The following is a 14,252-nucleotide window of genomic DNA, read 5'->3' as shown; positions in this document are numbered from 1 at the left end:
GGCAGGTTAATGCCCCGGTTATCGAGCATTTGATGTGTATATTTCCGGACATTTGACGTATGTTATCGGGTATCTGATGTATATTCTCAGGTATCTGAGGTGTGCTGCCGGGCATTTAGTGTACTGGTGAGTAACTTACTTTGCCATACACTAATTGATTAATGGCAAAACCAGGAATGACTTCCAGGCAGCTTATCAAAAACTTTGCTTCAAAACACTATAATCAAAAGCAGGAGCTGATCCGGAATCAACCCGGAATCCTGTTTATTTAGCATTTTTTCCGACCCCGATCCTGAATTCTGTTCCCGCGTTCATCTCAACCTCGATTTCCCCTTCGATCTGTTTCACAAGGGTGTTTACCAGCTGGAGGCCAAGGGTCTCAGGGTTCTCAAAGTCGATGTTTTCCGGGATACCTGATCCATTGTCAGAAATGAGGAGAATGAGCCGGGAATTTTTACAGCTACGAGGATTTTCTTCAGGATTTTCTGTTTTGTAGAGTTTGATCCGGATTTCCCCTTTTATTCCATCGGGAAATGCGTGTTTAAGGGAATTGGATATGAGTTCGTTAATGATGATTCCCAGCGGGATTGCGGTGTCCATATACAGGTAAACACCTTCCTCCAAATCCATTTGAAGGCTGATTTCAGCGCTTTCCAGTTTATAGGAGCGGAAGAGTTCTGTCGCAAGTTTTTGAATGTATCCTGTGAAATCAAGGGTTTCCATGTCTCCAGACCTGTAAAGTCCCTCGTGGATCATGGACATGGAAATTATCCGGTTCTGGCTTTCGCGGAAGGCTTCGACAACCTCCCGGCTGGTGAATTTTTCGGCTTCAAGGTCCAGAAGGGAGGAGATTACCTGCAAATTGTTTTTTATACGGTGGTGGATTTCTTTTTTGCGGGTTTCTTCGGCTTTTTTCAGACCGTCTTCTGCACGTTTCCTGTCAGTTATGTCATGAATTGACCCCTGGAAAAGCCAGTTTTTTCCCTTGGAATCACAGATACTCTGTATGACTTCATGGACCCATTTAATCGTCCCTTCCCTGTGCCGGACTCTGTATTCGTGATTTATAACCTTTTCCGGGTCCTCAATAAGTTTTCTCTGGTTTTCCAGTAATTCTTTCTGGTCTTCAGGATGAACGAGGTCAAAACAGTGGATTTTTCCGCAAAGAATTTCTTCAGGAGAGTAGCCGAGAATTTCCTTCACAGCTCCTTGAATCATCACAGGAGTAAAGTTCTGGTCTAGCTGGAACCCGATCCCCTTGAAGTTCTGCATATACGTACGGAGGCGTTCTTCGCTTTTTTCCAGTTTTTCCCTGCTTTGCTTCTTTTCCGTAATGTCTTTCATCAAGCCAAGGACCCTGTATACTTTTCCTTCTTCGTCTTTCAGAAAAATCGCACTGTTTTCCACGTAAATATAACTGGCGTCCTTTTTCCTTGCCCAGAATTCCTGATAGTATTTGTCCCCGGTCTTCAGGGAATGCTCAAGTGCACTCCAAACTCTTTCCCTTTCCCCGGGGTATATAAGGTCTTTGAGGGCAGGCAGGTAGACTTCGCTTAATTCTTCCGGTGCGAAGAAGCCGGTAAGCTCCTCTAAGGCTCCTGTCCATTCAACCTTATTCGTCTTCGTATCGATATCGAGAATCAATTGTCCTGTCTGCTCGGCCATGTAGAGGAACTTTTCTTCGATTCTCTTCAGTTTTTGCCTGAAAAGTACTTTTTCCGTTATATCTTTAAATACTCCAAGCGCCCTGTAAGGGCGTCCCCCTTCGTCTTTTTGAAAAATCACATTTGTTTCCAGATGAACATAGCTTCCATCTTGCCTGCGCAATCTGTATTCTTCATCGATTCCCTCTCCTGTTTCAAGGGAAGAATCCATAATCTGACTGATCCGTTTTCTATCTGCAGGGTGCAAAAGTTCTTTGAAGTCTTCCCGGTAGATTTTCTTAAATTCTTCAGTGTTGTATCCTGTAACGTCCTTTATAGCCCCTGCCCAATAAATTTCCTTTTTTTCCAGGTCCGCATCTACGAACATTCTACCGGTCTTCTCAGCAAAAAAACAGTATTTTTCTGCCTTTTCCAGAAGTTTTTCAGGGCTATTGCCGGAGAATAGCAGTTTTTCTCCAGGGGTTAGTTCGGGATTCCGGGATTTTAAGGAGTTTTCAATTTCCTCTTTAATCATGCTGTCCGCCACCCACAAGCTTAATACTTGATAAGTTTTCTTTGTTTAAATAATATTCTAAAGTGAAATCCTTGTTCTCAGCCTATGGCTCCTAGCAGTTTTCACAAAACCCCTCATTCTCTAAACGTCCCTTTCTATTTTGTTCTTCAAATGCTGCAAATTGTTCGGAAACTATGTTTCGTATTACTTTTCATGGATACAAGTTCAAAAGTAGTTCATATAGATACTAAACATATAACACCTTAAAAAAATATTATTTATATACATTCTATTTTGAAATGTCCAACTGTTGAATATTTTTTATTTGCCACATTCTACACATCCTAAAATGAACCAAAAGGGGCAGGTAATAAGCTGTGTATGGCTGGATGGGAAACGTCCTTAGAGTAGACCTGGACAAGCAAAAAGTGAGCACGGAAGAGCTGGACCCTGCAATCTGCAGGGAATATATCGGGGGAAAGGGCTTCAACTCAAGGACCCTTTTCAAAGAAATCAGGCCCGGGATAGATCCCCTGGGACCCTGGAACGTCGTCTGCCTGGCAACGGGGCCTTTTACTGCCAGCGGCCTGACTTCCTGCAGCCGGGTGGAGGTCAGCACGCTTTCGCCCTACAGCGGGATTCTCGGAGACGGGAACGCAGGCGGGAGTTTTGCCCATTTCCTGAAGAAGGCGGGGTATGACCAGATAATCATTTGCGGGAAGGCGCAAAAGCCTCTTTACCTCTGGATTGAGGACGGGAATGTTGAATTGAGGGACGCTTCAGACCTTATGGGGCTGAGCACCTGGGAGACTGCCGATATACTTTACGAAAGGCACGGGAAAGATATCAGCGTTGCAGCAATCGGGCAGGGAGGGGAAAACCTGGTGCGTTTTGCAACTCTCATGTTTGACAAATACAACTCTGCTGCCCGGGGAAGCGGTGCGGTTCTGGGTTCCAAGCGCTTAAAAGCCATTGCTGTCAGGGGGACAAAAAGTGTTTCCCTTGCCGACCCGGACGAGTTCAGGGAACTTGCCAGGGAGGACCGGGACTTTTTCTTAAACGACCCTTTCCAGAAGGAGGTTGTAGCTGTCTACGGGTCCCATATCGGAATGCTTCACTGGGCTCCGGGTTTCAGGAACTATGAAAAATATTTGTCGGAAGCCGATGTCCCGGAAGCCCTGAAACCGAAAGCCTGGAAACAGTTCGAGACCGGAAGGTCAGCCTGCCGGAGCTGTGTGGTCCCCTGCAAGAATTCCTTCAGGATCCCGGAAGGGGAGTACGAAGGCGAGGCTGGAAAAGCCCTGGAATACGAATGCATCTTTTGCCTGGGGACCAACTGCGGGATTACCGAGCCTGTGCCCATCATGGTCCAGGAGAACCTTGCAGATAAGTACGGGATCTGCGTCATAGCCCTGGGAAATGCGATTGCCATGGCTAAAGAGCTCTATATGCGCGGGATTCTTACGGCCCGGGACACGGACGGATTGGCTCTTGACTGGGAGGACGCCGAAACCCAGATCGAGCTTGTTCACAGGACAGCTCTTCGGCAGGGGTTCGGGAACCTTGTGGCAGAAGGCATGTACAGCATGGCAAAAATCCTCGGGAATAAGGCGATGGATTACTGTTACCATGTAAAAGGCCTCAGCCGTGGCCCCCACCCTGCCGGCATCTTCGGGCTTGCCCATGCCACTTCCACCCGGGGCGCCGACCACCTGCGGGGTCGTTCCTGGGCTTACGGGGAAAACGACCCGTCCCTCTGGCCGGAACTGGTCGAGAAAGGGTATATCCCCGTAGAAGATGAGGTCAAAACCCTTATCCTCTCGGAACAGGTCACAACCCTTACGGACATGATCGGGCGTTGCAAAGGAGCCGTAAACAACTGGGCAAGCGCTGTCCCCCTGGTTTCCAGATATCCCCTGCTCGAAGGCGTGGCAAGGCTGCTCAGGGCGGCTACTGGCATGGAATTTTCCGAAGAAATCCTGAAAAACACCGCTGACAGGGTATATCTCCTGGAGATGGCCTTCAACGTCAGGCAGGGAATCCGAAAGGAACACGCCCGACTGCCCTTGAAACCCGGACTTGCCGGCACTCAGGCCGGAGACCTGGAACTTGCAAAACACGAGGTAATGCTCGACAAATACCATACTCTAAGGGGCTGCAAGCCCGAAACCGGGGTTCCCACCCGGGAAAAACTTGAATCCCTGGGGCTTGGCTTTGTTGCAGACGAAATGGAAAAGGTACCCGGGAGCCCCGGAAGGTTTGAGGAATGGGACGGGCCTGTCCTGTGGGACCCGGAAGCTTACCCAAAGGGTACACGCAGGGCTTGAGTTTTTCCGTGGCCTAGTTTTCTTCCTAACTTTAGTTTCTCCCTCGGGATTATCTTTGGCTCAGGATTATCTTTATAAGATAAATTGCCTAAAAACTTCCCATCAAATCATGAAACACAAAAACAAAAGTGGAACCGAAAATCCCCCTGAATGGGATCCTCCGGCTCCTGCAACTGTTTACATCAAAATCAAGGACATCCCCTACGAGACCTTCAAGACCCGGCTGAACCAGGGCCTCGTGACAACCGAACTTGACCAGATCCGCTACCGTCTGGAAAGGCGCGTTTACTGCTGCGGGACCTGTTCGAAATACGTGGACGGGTACTGTGTCGTTATGAGCAGGAGTCCGGAACCTGACGGCATCTGCAAGGCTTTCGTGCCGAAACCGGAGTTTGTCTATACCGATGTCCGGCCAGCCTTCTGCAAGGATGGGGAAGATACGGGATTCAAATACCTTGCGGAAGGCGGCGGTCAAAGGGAGGCCGGAGAGGCCGGAGTAGAGGAATGTAAAAGTCCCGAAGCCCTGTATGAAGAGGGGGTTGCACTTTACAAGCAGGGCCGGCTAAAAATGGCGCTGGGAGCTTTCGACAGGGTGCTTGCCGGAAAACCGGGGCATTTCGGGACCTTGTTCTATAAAGGGGTTGCCCTGCTGAAGCTCAAACGCTATGAAGAAGCCCTGACGACTTTCGAGACAGCCCTAAAACTCAACCCGGACCACGCCGCTACCTGGGCAAATAAGGGAGCCGTACTCGTAAAACTTGAACGTTTCCAGGCGGCACTCGAAGCGTTTGAAAAGTCCCTCAACCTGAACCCGGTCCAGAAAAATGCCTGGAACGGGAAAGATGCCATGCTGGTGCAGATCCGACGCTCCAGAAAAGCCCTTGAAACATACGAACGGGTCCTGGAAGCAAATCCCGAAAACGCCGAAGCCCTGTTTGAAAAGGGAAAGCTCAATTTGAAGCTCGGGGAGCCGGAAAAAGCCAGGGAAGCTTTTGAAAACGCTCTCAAAAGAACGCCTGACAACGCCGAAGCCTGGTACCTGAGAGGTAAAGTCCTGTTTGAAATGGGGACCTGGAAAGAAGCCCTTCATGCTTTTGAAAAAGCAACCCGGTTGAAACCCGGTTACGCAGCAGCCTGGTATGAGAAAGGCTGTGTTTTTCTGGACCTTGGGAATGGCAGGGGGGCGGAAAACGCGTTTAAAATTTCCGCGGATTTGTGGGAAAGCACCAGGGAACCGGAAAAGGCGGGAAAAGCCCGCGATAAAATTCGGAAAATAAGGCAGGATAGCTAAAATTCAAGGGCAGGATAGCTAAAATTCGAGGGCAGGATAGCTAAAATTCGAGGGCAGGATAGCTAAAATTCGAGGGCAGAAAAGCTAAAATGTTGGGTGGGAGTTTTTCCCGGTTTCACAGGTAGGCGTTTGTCACATAACGCCTCATCATCCTGTGACTGTTGAAGTAGTAGGCTATCATGCCTATGGAATTGTTGATTAGCTTGAACCACTCGTCTTTCCTGTCGTAGTACATGGGGACGATGACGTAGTAGAGTTTGTTGTAGAGGTCGTTGAGTTCGCAGAGCCTGCAGTCTTCTTCGGAGAATTCTTCATCGGGTTCCGGGCCTATGGCCCAGCCAGTTACGCCTTCGATCCAGCCTTCGATCCACCAGCCATCGAGTACGCTGAAGTTTACGACTCCGTTATGGGCGGCTTTCATGCCGCTGGTGCCCGAAGCTTCGTAGGGGCGCTGCGGTGTGTTCAGCCAGAGGTCGACGCCCGAGACCAATTTTGCTGCCATTTCCATGTCGTAGTTTTCCAGGAAGACAATCTTCATTTCACCTTTCAGTTCCTCGATATACCTGAAGATTTCCCGGATAAGTCCTTTTCCGGCTTCGTCTCTGGGGTGGGCCTGGCCTGCAAAAACCAGCTGCATCCTGCCCATATTGTTCACTTTCCTGAGCCGCTCAAGGTCGGAAAAAATGAGGGTCGGACGCTTGTATTCGGTCATGCGCCGGGCAAAGCCTATGGTCAGGGTCTCGGAGTCCATCCCAACGCCGGTTTCCCTGTTTACCTCATCGATCAAGGCTCTCTTTGCGCTCCTGTGTGCAGCCCAGATCTCGTCGTCCGGGATTCCTCCTACCCTGACCAGGAGTTCGGGCTCGTTTGCCCAGCCCGGAAGGTAGCGGTCGTAGAGTTCCCGGAAATAGGGGGAAGTCCAGGTGTAGGAATGGACTCCGTTTGTGATTGACTGGATCTTGTACCCGGGGAAGAGTTCCTGTGAAATAAGGCTGTGTCGTTTCGTGACGCCGTTAATGTAGTTGGAGAGGTTCAGGGCAAGGAGGCTCATGTTCAGCCTGTCCTCCCCTCCGAATTTCCTGAGGACTTCGAGGTCTTTCCTATCTGTTATCAGCTCTCCTACGAGTCCGTAGTCAAATTTATCGTGTCCGGCTTCTACAGGGGTGTGGGTGGTAAAGATGCAGCTTTCCTTTACATCCGTAACTTTCAGCCCGTTCCTCTTGAGGAGTTCCAGGGCAAGAAGGCTTGAATGGCCTTCGTTCATGTGGTACTTCCGGATTTTGAAGTTGAGGGCTTCGAGCATCCTGACCCCTCCGATCCCGAGCACTATTTCCTGTTTGAGCCGGTAGCGCTGGTCGCCTCCGTAAAGGTAATCGGTTATGCATCTATCTTCTTCGGAGTTCCCTTCAACGTTCGTGTCCAGGAAAATGATAGGGACACAGCCGCCTGTCAGGCTTTTGCAGTTGTAGAGCCAGGCCCTGACCTTTACATCTTTTCCCCGGATGTTCACGCTTACTTCCGGGGGAAGCAGGGTCATAAAATGGGCCGGGACCCATTCCTCTTTTTGTTCGTGCTGACTGCCCGAGTCTTCAAGCACCTGTTTGAAGTAGCCTTTGTTGCATACCAGGGTTACGGCTACAAGGGGAACTTTCAGGTCCGCGGCCGAACGGATGGTATCCCCGGCAAGGATACCCAGGCCTCCGGCATAGGTCGGAATCTCATTCGAAAGTCCGATTTCCATAGAAAAATAAGCAATATTCTGTCCCTTCAGTACTCCCTCTATGTAGTCCATGCCGGACCAATCCCCCTTTTTAACTCTTTACATTAACTCTTTACATTAACTCTTTACATTAACTCTTTACATTAACTCTTTACCACTCTGTGCCCTTACCTCTTATACGCCTTTTCGCGTACCGCAGGCGGGCTATTAAAAGGTATATACCTGTTGATATATCAAATTGACCTCAAAATAGGGTCTCTTCGTGCTTATTCCCTGTTTGTTCCCGTTTAACGAACAGTCTTATGAATATCCTTCTTATGGGTACTGTCTTTTCGTGCTTATTTCCCGTTTGTCCCCATTAACAGGGTACAAACAGGGAAAATGGAATGTCATAATGAGGAAAAGCAAGATCGAAAAAAAGTGTTCCCCGGATTCGAGTTTTTTGAAAGGGTTATCTTCGAAGAAGGTGTTTTTCTAACACTTTACATAGAAAGGCTTATTTACTGATTGTTTTTTAATTATTGTTTAAATATATACTGTCAATATATTATACAGGTGGAAAGAAATGCCGGGAAGCATTGTGTCTCTCCCCCCTGAAGATCCTGATGAAAGTGTAAACTGTCATTTAGAAAACGTAAAGTCACTAAAGGAAAAGGCAGTAAAGGATAAAGATTACACGGTAAGGCGTGAAGCGGTCCTCAAGCTTGCGGACAAATACAGGAATGACGCCGAAGTCTTCGAGATAGTCAGAGAGAGAGCGATTAAGGACAGCAACTATACGGTTAGAAAAATCTCCCTTCGGGAACTGGCAAGGCTCTGGAACGAAAAACCGGGCATTCTGGCGTTGGTCCGGGAACGGGCTATCGAAGATGTTAACTATGAGGTCCGGAGGGCTGCTGTAAGGGAACTTGCAGCTCACTGGGGGGACATGCCGGGAACCCCTGACCTTCTCCGGGACTGGGCGGCAAACGCGGAAGACAAATTTGTCCGGAGTGCGGCCATTCAGGAGCTTTCCAGGCGCCGGGGGAGTAGCTGTTGTACCTTTGACTTTGTGAAGGAAATGGCGCTGAAGGATAAGGATTCTTTTGTCAGGACCGTCGTAGTCCAGAGCCTGGGGAAGTACTGGAAAGAAACTCCTGGGACTTTTCCGCTTCTCAGGGAAAAGGCGCTTTCGGATGAACATTATTCGGTCCGGAGTGCGGCTGTCCAGGAACTTGCGGAAGGCTGGCATGATGAGGAAAATACACTCCTCCTTATAAGGGAGGGGGCAGTAGCAGATGAGCATTATTCGGTCAGGGGAGCTGCAATAAAAGAACTTGCAGAAGGATGGCCGGAAAAACCTGAAACTCTGGAACTCCTCAGGGAAAGGTGCCTGAGTGATGAAGATAATATGGTTCGGGGAATCGCTCTCCACATGCTTGCTTCTTTATGGTCTGGAGAACCGGGAGTTTTTGACCTTATACTGGAAAAAGCCGTGAAAGACAGTCATTATTCTGTCAGGAAATGTGCTGTCGAAGAGCTTGCAAGAAACTGGCCTGAAAGGCCTGAAACCCTGAAGATGATCCGGGACAGGCTACTCAGTGATAATGACAATTTTGTAAGGATCGTAGCAGTCCAGGAACTGGCAAATGGCTGGAATGAAGACCCTGAGACTCTTCTGCTGGTCAAGAAGGTAGCTCTCAGGGAAAAAGACGAGTTTGTGAGGGAGGCAGCAATACGGGAGTTAATAGACGGCTGGCAGAGCGAGGAGATAAATGAATTCTTAAAGAAGTTTAGCAGCCAGCCCGCACATTAAGCTCTTTTTCTCTTTAAATTACCTATATTTTTGGGACAGTCTTGCCTTTATATATTTTTTCCTCTATTTTTATTTTCCTTGACTGGAGGCATTATCTTCTTTTTTCAGTTTTTGAGGAGCTGCATTCTGAAAATGTGGGAAAATCAAATCAAAAGCTATTTAACCTATCATGCAATCTTTTCCATTTAGAGCAAAAAATCTAAATAGGTGAAATTTCTCATATTTCCTGCTAAAACCCCGTGCAAAAGTGGAGAACAAAATGGCTAAAATGGCTTCGAATTCAAGTAAAAATGGAAATCACAAAAGGTTAAAGGCCTCCAATTATATGGATGAGCAGGCTCTTTGCAGTGCCCTGGAAATGGCAAAGGAGCTTGTTTCGGTTATAAATAAGGTGCCTGTAACTGTTTTCCTTTGGAGGGCCGAAAAATACTGGCCCGCCGAATTCGTATCCGAAAACATCAAGCAGTTCGGATACACAATCGAAGAGTTTACCTCAGGGAAACTCATGTATGGGAACATTGTGCACCCGGATGATCTGGAAAGGGTCGAAAGAGAACTTTCCAGGAGGATTGAGGAAGAATACGTGGACTTTACCCATGAATACAGGATCCTCACAAAGTCCGGGGAAGTGCGCTGGGTTGAAGAGAGAACCTTTATCGAAGCCGATGAGAACGGGGTTGTAAAGTACCTGAAAGGCATAGTCCTGGATATAACCGAACGCAAACGGAAAGAAAAACTACTTTACATCCAGCGGGACCTCGGGATAGCCCTCAGCACCTCGGAAGACCTTCATGAAACCCTGGAACTACTTCTGGATTCCTGTCTCAAGATCGATGAAATCGATTCAGGAGGCATATACCTGATCGATGAAGAGACAGGCGACATGTCCCTTGAAATTTACCGCGGGTTTTCTCCAACCTTTATCGAGCATGGTTCTCACTACAGTGCCAGTTCTCCCAACGCCAAGCTTGTGATGATAGGGCAGCCCGTTTACAAACAGCATATAGACCTTCTGCTCACCTCCAGGGACGATGCACTCAGAAGGGAAAACCTGAGGGCAACGGCAATCATTCCTGTTAAGCACGGAAAAAAGGTCATCGCTGCCTTTTACCTCGCTTCCCAGCTGGAATATGAACTCTCCGACAGCGTACGCACCGTCATCGAGACAATTGCTACCCAGTTCGGAGTCTTTATCTCCCGAATAAGGCTTGAGGAAAAATTAAAAGAGTGTGTAAAAAAGCGAAACGGGGACTAAAGGGCTTTAAAGGTTCTCGAAATATATTATTCTTTTTCATTCTGAATACTTGAATAAACCTTCGGCTCTTTTTCCCGCTATTTTTTCTGTTCTTGTTCGGGTATGTAGCTTATTTGAGGTTTGCGGCTTGTACCAGCTTATCTTAGCTTAGGCGGCTTTCACCTGAAACTTGGAAGGATAAGGGTCGTACCGCTTCCGGTTATTGCTTTTGCCCCGACACTTTCATCCCGGCTGGCCGTAACTTTCAGGGGTGCTTCTTTGCAGAAGCAGTTTTTCAGGTCAAATTTTACGATCATTTCATGACTGTCGAATACCATTACCAGGTCAGTGTACCCGTCAGTGGAAATATCCTCGTATTCAAAAGCAAGCGGCTTAATGGATTCTTCTGTCTTTTCACAGCCCAGAGAAACCGATTCGGTCTGTATCTGTGTAACATCAAGTTCGTCTGACCCCAGGACTGCGATCTTTACATCCCCCAATTCCATCGTCTTCAGGCAGTTGACATTCCTGTCCGGATTAACCATGACCTCCACATCCAGGGCTGTTTCCTGCTCCTGGTAGTCTCCCTGGTCCGGGCTTTCCGATTCTGCGCTTCCTGCAGGATATGCTGCTATCGACATCATTACAAGCACTGATATGAAAATGCGGATTTTCCGGTTTAAAGATGCCTTTTGCGCTTCGGCGTTCATCGATAATCTCCCCCTATTTCAAGACAATGATTTCGAGGTATATATATCTATAAGAAATTATAATATGCACCTTATATTTTTTGAGAGGTATGTGAAAGCCCCAAAAAGGGATGAAAAATAATGAATGTGAATTTTTTATAGGTAAAATTTATAAATTTGATTTATCTACACTATATGGGAACATTTGTGTGGGAAACATTTGTGGTCCGGAAACCTTTGCTGAAGGAATTCAGTTGAAGAGGTTTTATAAGAGATTTTTATGAACGGAATTGATGAATGTAATTTTTGAATTAAACTAATGAATTTTATGGAGTATACAGTTGGGGGAACAATGAAAGAAGAGCTCAAGCAGAAGATTGGCGAATACCTTGCAACTCATTTTTACCTGAACCTTGCGACCGTGAGTCCGGAAGGCAGGCCCATGGCTCACACCATGGCCTACGTATCCGAAGATACGACCGTATACCTGGCAACAAACCGAAGCACCCGGAAAGTCCGGAACATCATGCATAACCAGGCTGTGGCTTTTACTGTTGACGAAGACGATCCGGACTGGTTTGACATGCAGGCACTTCAGGTGGAAGGCTTTGCCTCGATAGTGGAAGATGAAGGGGAAATGCGGAGGATCGGGGAAATAATGGTAGGAAAGTTTCCCATCATTGCGGACATGCCCCCGGACCCTGACACGATACTCATAAAGATTGTTCCCGATATTGTCTATTACCTGGATTACAGTGTGGAATTCGGGCACAGAGAAAGGGCAACTTTCTAAAAAGTGTCGGGGTAATTCGGATATCTAATCAGAAGAAACATAAAGTTATGATTGACAGGTAGTTTTCGAGGATCAGGTAGTTCTTGAGAGCTAAGCCGGTTTTTTCCGGTTTTCTTTTTTGAAGAAAAATTCCTTCAAGGAAACCTGAGACCAAAAATGTAGAAAAAGGAAATGTAGAAAAAGGGAAATGCAGAAAAAATAAAAATGTATTTTATCTATTCTACTTTCACTCCGGCGGGATCAGAACTGCATCGATTACGTGGATGACACCGTTGCTTGTTTCAATATCTGTGGTGATGATGGTCGCATCATTTACCATAACCGTATCATCGGTTACGGTTACCGTGAGATCCTCACCCTGCAGGGTTTCAATGGACGTCATTTCAACAACGTCAGCTGCCATGAGTTCTCCATCAGCCACATGGTAGAGAAGAACATCTGTAAGGGCGTCCTTGTCATCGAGGAGTCCATCAAGCGTGCCTGGTGGAAGGGCGTCAAAAGCCTCATCTGTAGGGGCAAAGACTGTGAATGGTCCTTCTCCGCTCAGGGTTTCTTCGAGCTCAGCAGTCTGAATTGCTGTAATCAGGGTGTCAAATTGACCCGATTCCACGGCAGTTTGCACTATATCCATTCTCTCTTCTGCTTCAAGTGCTTCTTGTCCAGACTCAATTGCTTCTTGCGTTGCTTCCTGTGCTTCTTCTATTTCTTCTTCTGCTTCTTCAGCCGTCTCCTGTGCCTCTTCTTCTGCTTCTTCAGCTGTTTCCTGTGCTTCTTCAGCTGTTTCCTGTGCTACCTCTTCCGGGGTCTCTTCCGCACAACCGGAAACGAACAGCATAGCTGCAATTAGAAGGACAGCAAAAAGTCCTATTTTCTTAATAAATCTCCCCCCTATTTAAAGTACATAATTACTATCTTACACATACATATGAATCCCTATACTGAATCCCTATACTGTATGAATTCATATACTATGTAATATACTTTTCATACAGTATATATTCTATTTTTTATATAACCTTATCTGTGATTTGGGCAATTAAAGGTTTTTTAGACCTTTATTCCTGAAAATAGCTCAGGAACTTTCTTTACATCGTTTTTCAGGGTTTAAAGAGACTTTCTTATATTTGGGAGCATAGCTGTGATCGAATTGCTTTTATCTGGATTGCAATGCAGGATTTGAGTACGGGGAATACAACTTACTAAACAAAGTCAAAGTAATTTTAATAGTCCCTCTGAAATACACTCCTGTAATCAGCAGGCAGCTAGGGATAGGTAATCCGGTTTTCCATTTTTATTTTTCAAAGAACAATACTGTAAAGTTAACCCCTGTAAAGTTAACCCCTTAAAACGCCTTAAAAAGAAAGTTCAAAAAATATTAATTATGTGTATACGAAATATAAAATAAAATAGGAAAAAATAAAGATATTTGATAAATTTACTTTTCCCTTTATTTTCACTCCGGTGGGATCAGTACTGTATCTATCGGGTAGATGAACCCATTGCTGGTTACGATTCTGTCCCCCATGATGTTTGCGTCACCTACCGTTATCGGGTCGCTGGTGGGGTCAACTGGAAGTTCCTCCCCCTGCATGGTTTCAACGGATTCAATTTCAGTGACATCAAATTCCCCCTCAGCCACGTGGTAGAGAAGAACATTTGTCAAGGCATCCTCGTCTGCAAGGAGATCATCAAGCGTGCCTGGTGGAAGGGCGTCAAAAGCCTCGTCTGTCGGTGCAAAGACTGTGAATGGTCCTTCCCCGCTCAGTGCTTCTTCAAGACCTGCAGTCTGAACTGCTGTGACCAGAGTGTCAAAATCGCCTGATTCCGCGGCAGTTTCCACTATATCCATTTCTTCATCGGCCATTTCTTCGTCGGCCATTTCTTCGTCGGCCATTTCTTCGTCGGCCATTTCTTCGTCGGCCATTTCTTCATCGGCTATTTCTTCATCGGCCATTTCTTCATCGGCTATTTCTTCATCGGCCATTTCTTCATCGGCCATTTCTTCGTCGGCCATTTCTTCATCGGCCATTTCTTCTTCAGCTATTTCTTCGTCGGCCATTTCTTCTTCAGCTATTTCTTCGTCGGCCATTTCTTCTTCAGCTGCTTCTTCTTCAACTACTTCTTCTTCGGTTACTTCATCTACCGGTTCTTCACCCTCTTCTTCCGGGGTTTCTTCTGCACAGCCGGAAGCGAATAGCATAGCTGCAATTAGAAGTATGGCAAAAAATCTGATTTTCTTTATGACT

At 46.8% G+C, this 14,252-nt stretch carries 10 protein-coding genes; 5 read left to right on the top strand and 5 right to left on the bottom strand.

The window, feature by feature from the left end; all coding sequences use genetic code 11:
• Positions 1-264: 264 nt before the first annotated feature.
• Positions 265-2,178 (bottom strand): PAS domain-containing protein, encoded by a 1,914-nt coding sequence (locus tag ACSAZK_RS02175; protein ID WP_440955795.1) that lies wholly within the window; start codon positions 2,176-2,178, stop codon positions 265-267.
• Positions 2,179-2,534: 356 nt separating this feature from the next.
• Here ACSAZK_RS02175 and ACSAZK_RS02170 point away from each other — a divergent pair, with 356 nt between their 5' ends.
• Together ACSAZK_RS02170 and ACSAZK_RS02165 are read left to right on the top strand one after the other, a co-directional pair.
• Positions 2,535-4,484 (top strand): aldehyde ferredoxin oxidoreductase family protein, encoded by a 1,950-nt coding sequence (locus ACSAZK_RS02170; protein ID WP_440955794.1) that lies wholly within the window; start codon positions 2,535-2,537, stop codon positions 4,482-4,484.
• Positions 4,485-4,593: 109 nt separating this feature from the next.
• Positions 4,594-5,775, top strand: coding sequence for a tetratricopeptide repeat protein (locus tag ACSAZK_RS02165; RefSeq protein WP_440955793.1), 1,182 nt, complete (start codon positions 4,594-4,596; stop codon positions 5,773-5,775).
• Between the two features lie 115 nt (positions 5,776-5,890).
• Here the strand turns inward: ACSAZK_RS02165 and glgP are convergent, their stop codons facing one another.
• Positions 5,891-7,567 (bottom strand): alpha-glucan family phosphorylase, encoded by a 1,677-nt coding sequence (glgP, locus tag ACSAZK_RS02160; protein ID WP_440955792.1) that lies wholly within the window; start codon positions 7,565-7,567, stop codon positions 5,891-5,893.
• A gap of 493 nt (positions 7,568-8,060) precedes the next feature.
• On the opposite strand from glgP, the gene ACSAZK_RS02155 reads away from it, so the two are divergent.
• Positions 8,061-9,290, top strand: coding sequence for a HEAT repeat domain-containing protein (locus ACSAZK_RS02155; protein WP_440955791.1), 1,230 nt, complete (start codon positions 8,061-8,063; stop codon positions 9,288-9,290).
• A gap of 325 nt (positions 9,291-9,615) precedes the next feature.
• Entirely contained in the window at positions 9,616-10,545 is a 930-nt protein-coding gene (locus ACSAZK_RS02150) for a PAS domain-containing protein (protein ID WP_440955790.1), read from the top strand.
• Between the two features lie 158 nt (positions 10,546-10,703).
• On the opposite strand, the gene ACSAZK_RS02145 is transcribed toward ACSAZK_RS02150, so the two are convergent.
• Positions 10,704-11,234 carry a hypothetical protein gene (locus ACSAZK_RS02145; RefSeq protein ID WP_440955789.1) on the bottom strand — a complete coding sequence of 177 codons (531 nt, stop codon included), beginning with the start codon at positions 11,232-11,234 and terminating at the stop codon, positions 10,704-10,706.
• Positions 11,235-11,565: 331 nt separating this feature from the next.
• Here ACSAZK_RS02145 and ACSAZK_RS02140 point away from each other — a divergent pair, with 331 nt between their 5' ends.
• Positions 11,566-12,006: a pyridoxamine 5'-phosphate oxidase family protein gene (locus tag ACSAZK_RS02140; RefSeq protein ID WP_440955788.1), complete on the top strand. Its 441-nt coding sequence runs from the start codon at positions 11,566-11,568 to the stop codon at positions 12,004-12,006.
• Between the two features lie 226 nt (positions 12,007-12,232).
• On the opposite strand, the gene ACSAZK_RS02135 is transcribed toward ACSAZK_RS02140, so the two are convergent.
• The gene (locus ACSAZK_RS02135) at positions 12,233-12,841 is read right to left on the bottom strand and encodes a fasciclin domain-containing protein (RefSeq protein WP_440955787.1); all 609 of its coding nucleotides are present in this window, start codon (positions 12,839-12,841) and stop codon (positions 12,233-12,235) included.
• 618 nt (positions 12,842-13,459) lie between these two features.
• Positions 13,460-14,206, bottom strand: a complete 747-nt coding sequence (locus tag ACSAZK_RS02130; protein WP_440955786.1) for a fasciclin domain-containing protein — start codon at positions 14,204-14,206, stop codon at positions 13,460-13,462.
• Positions 14,207-14,252 lie beyond the last annotated feature (46 nt).

The sequence above is a fragment of the Methanosarcina sediminis genome (assembly GCF_052056915.1).
Classification (GTDB): domain Archaea; phylum Halobacteriota; class Methanosarcinia; order Methanosarcinales; family Methanosarcinaceae; genus MTP4.
This window is presented reverse-complemented; position numbering and strand designations above follow the sequence as displayed.

What these genes read in the sequence shown, in the direction of transcription:
- ACSAZK_RS02135 (WP_440955787.1), bottom strand. Translation starts at nt 12,841, where the DNA reads ATGCTGTTCGTTTCCGGTTGTGCGGAAGAGACCCCGGAAGAGGTAGCA.
- glgP (WP_440955792.1), bottom strand. Translation starts at nt 7,567, where the DNA reads ATGGACTACATAGAGGGAGTACTGAAGGGACAGAATATTGCTTATTTT.
- ACSAZK_RS02145 (WP_440955789.1), bottom strand. Translation starts at nt 11,234, where the DNA reads ATGAACGCCGAAGCGCAAAAGGCATCTTTAAACCGGAAAATCCGCATT.
- ACSAZK_RS02150 (WP_440955790.1), top strand. Translation starts at nt 9,616, where the DNA reads ATGGATGAGCAGGCTCTTTGCAGTGCCCTGGAAATGGCAAAGGAGCTT.
- ACSAZK_RS02175 (WP_440955795.1), bottom strand. Translation starts at nt 2,178, where the DNA reads ATGATTAAAGAGGAAATTGAAAACTCCTTAAAATCCCGGAATCCCGAA.
- ACSAZK_RS02130 (WP_440955786.1), bottom strand. Translation starts at nt 14,206, where the DNA reads ATGCTATTCGCTTCCGGCTGTGCAGAAGAAACCCCGGAAGAAGAGGGT.
- ACSAZK_RS02165 (WP_440955793.1), top strand. Translation starts at nt 4,594, where the DNA reads ATGAAACACAAAAACAAAAGTGGAACCGAAAATCCCCCTGAATGGGAT.
- ACSAZK_RS02155 (WP_440955791.1), top strand. Translation starts at nt 8,061, where the DNA reads ATGCCGGGAAGCATTGTGTCTCTCCCCCCTGAAGATCCTGATGAAAGT.
- ACSAZK_RS02140 (WP_440955788.1), top strand. Translation starts at nt 11,566, where the DNA reads ATGAAAGAAGAGCTCAAGCAGAAGATTGGCGAATACCTTGCAACTCAT.